The organism is Priestia flexa NBRC 15715, from assembly GCF_001591565.1.
GTDB lineage: Bacteria > Bacillota > Bacilli > Bacillales > Bacillaceae_H > Priestia > Priestia flexa.
Genome location: NZ_BCVD01000148.1, coordinates 1 through 7,971, shown reverse-complemented (window position 1 = coordinate 7,971; position 7,971 = coordinate 1). Strand labels below are relative to the sequence as shown.

Annotated in this window: 8 protein-coding genes; 6 read left to right on the top strand and 2 right to left on the bottom strand. The window is 38.5% G+C overall.

What is annotated here, in order from left to right:
* Nucleotides 1-58 precede the first annotated feature (58 nt).
* From BFL01S_RS17780 to BFL01S_RS17770, 3 genes are all read left to right on the top strand, one after another.
* Nucleotides 59-289, top strand: a complete 231-nt coding sequence (locus tag BFL01S_RS17780) for an excisionase family DNA-binding protein (protein WP_025907605.1) — start codon at nucleotides 59-61, stop codon at nucleotides 287-289.
* 169 nt (nucleotides 290-458) lie between these two features.
* Nucleotides 459-1,430 carry a BMP family ABC transporter substrate-binding protein gene (locus tag BFL01S_RS17775; protein ID WP_061786508.1) on the top strand — a complete coding sequence of 324 codons (972 nt, stop codon included), beginning with the start codon at nucleotides 459-461 and terminating at the stop codon, nucleotides 1,428-1,430.
* 47 nt (nucleotides 1,431-1,477) lie between these two features.
* The gene (locus BFL01S_RS17770) at nucleotides 1,478-3,274 is read left to right on the top strand and encodes a sensor histidine kinase (RefSeq protein WP_061786507.1); all 1,797 of its coding nucleotides are present in this window, start codon (nucleotides 1,478-1,480) and stop codon (nucleotides 3,272-3,274) included.
* Nucleotides 3,275-3,306: 32 nt separating this feature from the next.
* On the opposite strand, the gene map is transcribed toward BFL01S_RS17770, so the two are convergent.
* Complete coding sequence (gene map / locus BFL01S_RS17765) at nucleotides 3,307-4,053, bottom strand: type I methionyl aminopeptidase (protein ID WP_025907602.1); 747 nt, start codon at nucleotides 4,051-4,053, stop codon at nucleotides 3,307-3,309.
* 232 nt (nucleotides 4,054-4,285) lie between these two features.
* Between map and BFL01S_RS17760 the strand changes: the two genes are divergently transcribed.
* Nucleotides 4,286-5,350 (top strand): lactonase family protein, encoded by a 1,065-nt coding sequence (locus tag BFL01S_RS17760; protein WP_025907600.1) that lies wholly within the window; start codon nucleotides 4,286-4,288, stop codon nucleotides 5,348-5,350.
* A 125-nt stretch (nucleotides 5,351-5,475) separates the two neighbouring features.
* Nucleotides 5,476-6,477 carry a nitronate monooxygenase gene (locus tag BFL01S_RS17755; protein WP_061786506.1) on the top strand — a complete coding sequence of 334 codons (1,002 nt, stop codon included), beginning with the start codon at nucleotides 5,476-5,478 and terminating at the stop codon, nucleotides 6,475-6,477.
* Nucleotides 6,478-6,510: 33 nt separating this feature from the next.
* Here BFL01S_RS17755 and BFL01S_RS17750 read toward each other — a convergent pair whose 3' ends face one another.
* A complete protein-coding gene (locus tag BFL01S_RS17750; RefSeq protein WP_061786505.1) occupies nucleotides 6,511-7,176 on the bottom strand; it encodes a hypothetical protein in 666 nt (221 codons plus the stop codon).
* Nucleotides 7,177-7,400: 224 nt separating this feature from the next.
* Between BFL01S_RS17750 and BFL01S_RS17745 the strand changes: the two genes are divergently transcribed.
* Complete coding sequence (locus BFL01S_RS17745) at nucleotides 7,401-7,934, top strand: M15 family metallopeptidase (RefSeq protein WP_225002172.1); 534 nt, start codon at nucleotides 7,401-7,403, stop codon at nucleotides 7,932-7,934.
* Nucleotides 7,935-7,971: the final 37 nt, after the last annotated feature.

Here is a 7,971-nt window from a genome sequence, read left to right as displayed (position 1 = left end):
CTTTTCTTTTAAACGTGGTATTCTAGAAGTAAGTTATGAATTGAAAGAAGGAATAAAAATGTACTTAACACTAAAAGAAGCAGCCGAGTATTTATCCTTACCTGAACAATATATTGAAAGTCTTATTCAGCAAGGAAAGATTCGTACTGTTTTTGACGGTGAACAATACGTAGTAAACAAAGAACAATTTAATACGCATTTTGAGCAGCTTGAAAAATATAAAAAGCAGATGGAAGAGTATTTAAGTGAGCCTATTCCAGAAGACATGGATGTAAAAGACGAAGATTAATTCTCACCCTTTTCAGAGGTGATTAAGCACGTTTCAGCCACTAAAAAGAGTATTTAAGTGCTGATATGCGCAAAAAATGTCGAAAAAAGAAAAAAAATGACTGAAAATGTAGTTTTTAAGGGTTTGTTTTTTGTATAATAAAGGAAGAAGTTGAAAAAGGAGAATTATATTGGAACAAGCAAAACAATCAAAAATAATTATCTTTATTGCGGTGCTGTTCTTTTTCATTCTTTTTGCTGTTATTATGCTAAAAGCACAAGGGATTTTACATAATCAAGGGGCAGAACCAGATGAAAAAAAACATGTCGCTATTTTAACTAGTGATGTTATTGTAGATCAAAGTTGGGGAAGTTTAGCCTATAAAGGGAAAGTGGAAATTGAGAATGAATTCCCCGTCATTGCAAAGGTTTACAGCCAGCTTGATAGTAAACAAAAAATTCAAAATGCTGTTCAGGCTGCAGTTGAAGAAAAAGCTGAAGTCATTATTGGTCACGGAAGGGAGTTCTCTCCTTTTTTTAATAAATTAGCAACCTCCTATTCAGATGTTCACTTCGTTACGATACACGGTACCGCTGAGCATTCAAATCAAACAGTCTATACGTTTGATCAATATCAAACTGAATATGAAGCAGGAGTTGCAGCTAGTTTTAAAACAAGTAGTAACAAAGTAGGTCTTATTGATGCATTTGAAGCTCGTGAAAAGAATAAAGGCTTTGAAAATGGGCTAATGGCGGCGGATCAGAATATTGAATTCTTTTACCGAGTGGTAAATAGTCGAGATGATAGTAAAAAAGCTGTTGAGTTGATGAATGAGTTAGTAGACCAAGGAGTCGACGTCATTTATACTAAAGGAAATTCATACAATCGAGATATTATTAGTGTAGCTAAAGAAAAAGGAATTTATGTCATAGGTTATCTTGATGATCAATCGTATATGGGAGAGAGTCAAGTACTGACAAGCGTTATCAATGATGTACCACAGTCTTATCGCTCCATTATGGAGGACTATTTTAGCGAAAGCGGTTTACCATCAGGAACGGTGGTTTTAGATGAGAATGATGGTGTTTATCGACTTGCTCCTTTTGGTCCTATGTACACAGAAAAAGAGAAGAGCGCAATCGAGGATAGCATAGAAGAATAGTAGCAGGAAGCTAGCAATATAGAAAGTATACAAAGAAAGAGATGATTATGAAGAATGTGATAAGTAAGCTTTCGTTTCGGAGTAAAATCCTAAGTTCACTCTTGGTTATTGCCTTGTTGTTGAGCAGCCTGTCGTTTATTTTTGTATATTCAATCGATGATTTGAGTGTTGTTAGCCAAAAGTTAAAAGACGAAGAGATCCCAGAATTAGTTTGGCTTTCTTACTGGGAAGAAGAGCTGCATGTTAAGCAATACATTGTTTCAAATAATTTAGACAGAAATGATTGCTGTACGAGTGTAGTAACGGAATATAAACAATACAGAAACCATGCAATAAGCAGAGTGGAGAATGATCAGGTAGCTTTTCCAGCATCGCTCCAGCAATTGAAAGAACAAATCCAACTACTTGACTTCCAAATAAATAATAATGTCGCAGGATTAATCGCTTACGAAGATCAAGAAGCAGCTGCTACTTATCTTGACGAGGTTTACTTGCCTCAGCTATACAAGGTACAAGCAGAAATTCAGGATCAAAAGAAAGACGTATCAAATTCCTTAGGTCAATTGTCTGGTGATTTACCGCTTATTATTCGAAACGCACTAATTGGGTTATTAATTTCAATGGTTGTCATTGTATTCTTATCGATTCTTATCTCTTACCGGATGAGCAGAATGCTTACCAAACCTGTGGAAAGCATGACTGCACGAGTCGATCGGATTGCCGATGGTGAGTACGGTTTACGATTAGAAGAAGAGAAGCAAATCGAGTTTCTTAGACTGAGCAAATCAATAAATAAGATGTCTCAAAATCTTTCTGAGTCTTTCCATAAGATAACGGCAGAGAAGACATACCGCGAGCAAATATTGAACTCATTGCCTGTTGGTATTATTACAGTTGATCATTGCAATAATCATCTTTTCTTAAATGCAGCAGTAAAAAAGATGTTAATGATTAGCTTAAGCGATGTTCAACATGCTTTACATCATGAAGGGAACGACAATGAAGCATTTTGGCGTATTTTGCGTGAGAAAAAAGTAAAAAAGCATCAAAAAGTAACGTACCAGCTCAATCAAGAAGAACGCTGCCTGCTGGTTTCTCAATCACAGCTAGTAGACGATGAAAACAATGTGGTCGGCCGTATCTTCCATTTCATCGACATTACTGATACCGAACAGTTAGAATGTCGCATGCATCAAACAGAGAAACTAGCGCTAGTAGGAGAACTAGCTGCAGGAGCAGCTCATGAAATTCGTAATCCATTAGCAGTTATTCATGGTTTTTTATCACTTATGAACCATGGGCTTTCTGTAGATGAGCGTAAATCGTTTCAGGTTGAGCTACTGCTTAAAGAGCTTGAACGAATTAATTCCATCGTAGAAGAAATGCTGATGCTTGCAAAGCCTAGAGCACCCGTTATGAAAGCAAAAAGAATTGATTATGTACTAGAAGAAATCATTTCGTTTATTACCGCTAATAATCAAGCCTTTACGATTCAAGTAGAGATGGAAAAAGCAATGGTTTGGATTGATGATAAACAAATAAAGCAAGTGGTTCATAACCTGTTGCGCAATAGCATAGAAGCTATGGGTGGGGCTGGCAGGATGGAAATCACCGGAATGGTGAAGAGAAATCAATACTGCATTTATCTAAAAGATAGTGGTACTGGCATCCCAAAAGAGGTTCAAAAAAGTATTTTTTATCCGTTTACTACATCGAAGGAAAACGGCACGGGATTAGGTTTAACCATCGTGAAGACGATTCTTCAAAATCACGGTGGAGATATTGAGTTAGTGGAAACATCTGAAAAAGGAACAACGTTTATGATGACGTTGCCAATAAATTAAAAGACTGCCTGAGCACCAGGCAGTCTTTTAATTTATTGTTCGGTTAAAATAACCGGTCCCTCTTTCGTAATTGCAATGGTATGCTCGTACTGAGCAGATAGTTTTCCATCTGTTGTACGCGCTGTCCATCCGTTTTTGTCCATTTTGGAATGCCAAGTTCCTACGTTTACCATCGGTTCAATTGTAATAACCATACCTTCTTTTAAACGAGGTCCTTTCCCAGGCTTGCCATAGTGGAAAATGGTTGGCTCTTCGTGCATTGTGTTACCAATGCCGTGTCCTGTAAAGTCACGAACGACAGAAAAGCCTTCTCCTTCTACGTAAGATTGGATAGCATAGCCAATATCACCTGTTCGATTTCCAACCTGTGCTTGCTCTATGCCTTTGTATAATGCGTTGTACGTTACATCCATTAAGCGCTCTGCTTCCTCAGAGATTTCCCCAACTTTATGAGTCCATGCTGAATCAGCCAAAGCTCCGTTTAAGTTAACCACCATATCAATAGTAACAATATCTCCGCTTTTTAAAGGTGTCTTCGTTGGGAAGCCGTGGCAGATTTCGTCGTTCAATGATGCACATGTTGCGAACTGGTACCCTTTATAACCCTTTTGCTCTGGCGTAGCACCGTGTTTCTCTAAAAATTTTTCAACAAATTGGTCAATTTGATGCGTCGTAATACCTGGCTTAATCATTTGTTCAATCTCTTTATGACATTGAGCCAATAACTTACCTGCTTCATGCATTAAGTTAATTTCGCGTTCACTTTTTAATGAAATCAAGTAAACTCCTCCTTTTGAATGTATATTCTCTATATCTAAAATGGATTTTTTAAAAATCCAAACTAAGTTTAATCCAAAGTTTATGATAACGCTCCCTAAACTAAAAAAGCAAGAAACCCGCTTGATTTCATGTTTGTAAAAAGGGCATTCAGGGGAGAGTAAAAATGAGACTTCAGCTATAGTTATGGTATAGTTAAAAGATAGAATGAATAATTTAGGAGGGTATGCAGCGATGACTCGAGGAAAAACGTTTACTGGTTATGTTGGAACGTATACAAAAGGTTCAAGTGAAGGAATATACACATTTACATTTGATGCAGAGAAAAAGGAATTAAGAGATGTACGAGCAGTAGCTAAAATCGATAATCCTACATATGTGAACATTAGTAAGAGCAATGAATACTTATATGCTGTTGTAAAAGAAGGAGATAAGGGAGGCGTAGCTTCTTATAAAATCAATTCTGAAAACGGCGATTTAACGTTTGTGAATAAACAAATGCTTGAAGGGCCTTCACCATGTTATGTGACGGTTAACGATAGCAATAACCAAGTATTAACTGCCAATTATCATCGAGGAAGTATTGAGTCATACGTAACTTCTCCTCAAAGTGGCGAAGTGTGGCCAGCCACTTCAGTTATGCAACATGAAGGTAAAGGTCCAAATAAAGATCGTCAAGAAAAGCCACACGCTCACTATTCAGACTTTACGCCAGACGGTAAGTACGCTGTAGCAGTGGATCTTGGCACAGATGAAATTATCACGTATGCTGTTGGAGAAGAAGGGAAGTTAACAAAAGCTCAAACGTTTAACACGGCACCTGGCGCTGGACCAAGACACTTAACTTTCCATCCAAACGGCAAGTACGCGTATGTGATGACAGAGTTAAGCAACGAAGTGTTAGTGTTAGAGTATAACGCGCAAGACGGGAGCTTTACACAACTACAAGCAATCGCAACGCTACCAGCGGATTTTACTGAAAATAGCCAAGGAAGTGCGATTCATATCTCATCAGATGGCCGCTTCGTCTATGCTGGAAACCGTGGGCATAATACGATTGCAACGTTTGCGGTCAATGAAGACGGTCGTAAACTTATATTTGTTGAGTGGACGGATACAAAAGGAGACTGGCCACGCGATTTCGTATTAGATCCAACAGAGCAATTTATTATTGCATCTAATCAAGAGACTGGAAACTTAGTGCTGTTTGAACGAAATGAAGAAACAGGGAAGTTAACGTTTTTAGATTCAATCGTTGATGTGCCGTACGCGGTTTGCGTAAAGTTTTTAAATATATAAATTAACTTGTTGTTTGAAAAACCTATCCGCCTAAGTGGATAGGTTTTTTCGGTTTATCAACAGGAAATTTAGATGATAGTAAAGAACATGGAGAATGTAAGGTTAGAGAAAGGGTGAAATGATTAATGTTTAACAGCAAATATCCATTAGTTCAAGCACCGATGGCAGGAGGAGTATCTACACCTAAGCTAGCGGCTGCTGTTTGCAAAGCTGGCGGAGTGGGCTTTCTGGCAGGAGGGTATAAAACAACATCTGCTCTAAAAGAAGAAATAGAAGAGCTGAAAAAGCAAAAACCCGATGTGTTTGGCGTGAATTTGTTTGTACCAGAAGAAGAAAGAAACTATGACTTCAAAAAATATGAACAGCATATAAAGCGTATTGCTGTTACGTTGCAGGCAGAAGTAGGCGTTCCAAGGTACCATGACGATGAATGGCAGAATAAGCTCGTTCTCTTAACAAATCACCCTGTTCCACTGGTTAGTTTTACGTTTGGCTGTCCATCAAAAGATGTCATTCTAGCGTTGCAGGAGAAGGGGACGTTCGTCATCGTAACGGTAACAACACCAAAAGAAGCTAAACTGGCAGCTGAAGCAGGGGCGGATGCACTCTGCTTGCAGGGAATTGAAGCGGGTGGCCATCGAGGAAGCTTTGACAACCAAGAGGAGAAAGAGGAAGACTATGGGGTTTTAGAGCTGATTGATCTTGTGAAAAAGCAGTCTAGCTTGCCGCTTATTGCTGCCGGTGGAATTATGGATAAAGATGATGTAGAGATAGTATTGACTGCTGGGGCTAGTGCCGTTCAAGTAGGAACAGCATTTCTTTGCTGTAAGGAAAGTGGAGCAAACCCTACATATAAAAAAGCATTATTAAATAAAACGTATAAGGAGACGGCCGTCACGCGAGCTTTTACAGGCAGACGTGCTAGAGGTTTGGCTAATGCGTTTCTGATTTCACTTACTGACTCAGCCCCAGCAGCCTATCCGCACGTTCACTATATGACGCAGCCACTTCGGAAAAAAGCTGCTGAGCAAGGGGCGGTAGATTACCTTTCACTTTGGGCTGGAGTTGGTCATAATAAAGTGAAAAGCTGCTCAGCGCAAGAGATTGTAGGGTCCTTAATGACGTAAAAAAACCAGAGGCCTACTCAGCCTCTGGTTTTTTTACGATTGGACAAAATGCTTATGCTTTTCATGATGGAAGTTTCCACCTAAATCTTCTACTTTCTCTTTTGTTTCTTGTAAAATTGCTCTTGCTTCCACTTTTTGTTCATCTGTTAATCCTTGTAATAGACGACTTTTACGTTCTGGTAAGGTGATTCCCATTTCTTTAAGCTTTGCGATACCTTCTTCTTTTGTAATGGAACCTTCTTTAATTTGATTCATAATCTTTTTCGCTTGTTCTTTTTGCTCTTCCGTTAAATTGGAAAACGGGTGTTTATGCATTTTTTTAGGCAGGTTAATACCTTGTTCTTTTAACTTAGTATAGGCTTCTTCTTTTGTTAAAGAGCCATCTTTTACTTGTTCCATAATGCTGTGGAACTGCTCTTTTTGCTCCTGTGTTAAGTTGTGGAAAGGATGATCTTTCTTCTCGGGAAATTCCACACCGAGCTTTTCTAATTTTGTTTTTGCCTCGTTCATAACTGCATCCACTTTTTCTTGTGTTTCTGCATCTAGCTGAACGTCATCTTTATAGTGATTTGTTCGCTGGACGATTGTACTTTCACCTACGTTGTCTTTTGTTGCCGCAAACACAGGTGTGTTTACCGCTGCTACTGCGCAGAGAGTTAAACTGCTGGCCAACACATAGCCAAGCCACTTCTTGTTCATTTTTCTCACTCCTTTTTATGTTAAGTTCCCCGATAAAGGAACAACATATGAGAAGTATGTTGTTCACATTTGATAATGTAACCAGCAATAGTGAAAAAATGGTGAAAGTGGCAAAAAGATTTAAAAAAGATGAGAGGAGCATATTTCCAAGAGTGAATTTCTTTTCATTCACCTCCGAGTATACTATGCTTATTCTTAATTCGTTACATGTATAGGCAAGGAGCATGAATAAAAACATGAATGCTGTAGGAACAATTCTAAAGTTGCTATTAGTTGGCATCATTGTATATGGATTAATCTTTTTCGTTCAAAAAAATTGGCCAATTTCACCTTTTGGCCCCAGCTTAAATGAGTTTAAAGACGCAACGGATCTTCATCCCGCTGTAGTTGAAAAAAGAGATCAGCTTATCGAACAAACAAAAGCACAGGGAATAGATGTTGTCATTACGGATGGCTTTCGATCATTTGAAGAACAAGACGAGCTTTATGCCCGTGGCCGAACGACTGAAGGACAGATTGTTACGTATTCAAAAGGTGGCGAGTCTTATCATAATTATGGTCTAGCTATCGATTTCGCTTTGCGAATAGATAATGGTGATATTATCTGGGATATGGAGTATGACGGCAATGGTAACGGCAAGTCGGATTGGATGGAAGTAGCTGAAATTGGTAAAGAGCTTGGTTTTGAATGGGGAGGAGACTGGGAAGGATTTAAAGATTATCCGCATTTTCAGTTAAGGCCTGAAGATATAAAATAGAGACTGAGACATAAGTAATTCAGTCAATGATAAACCT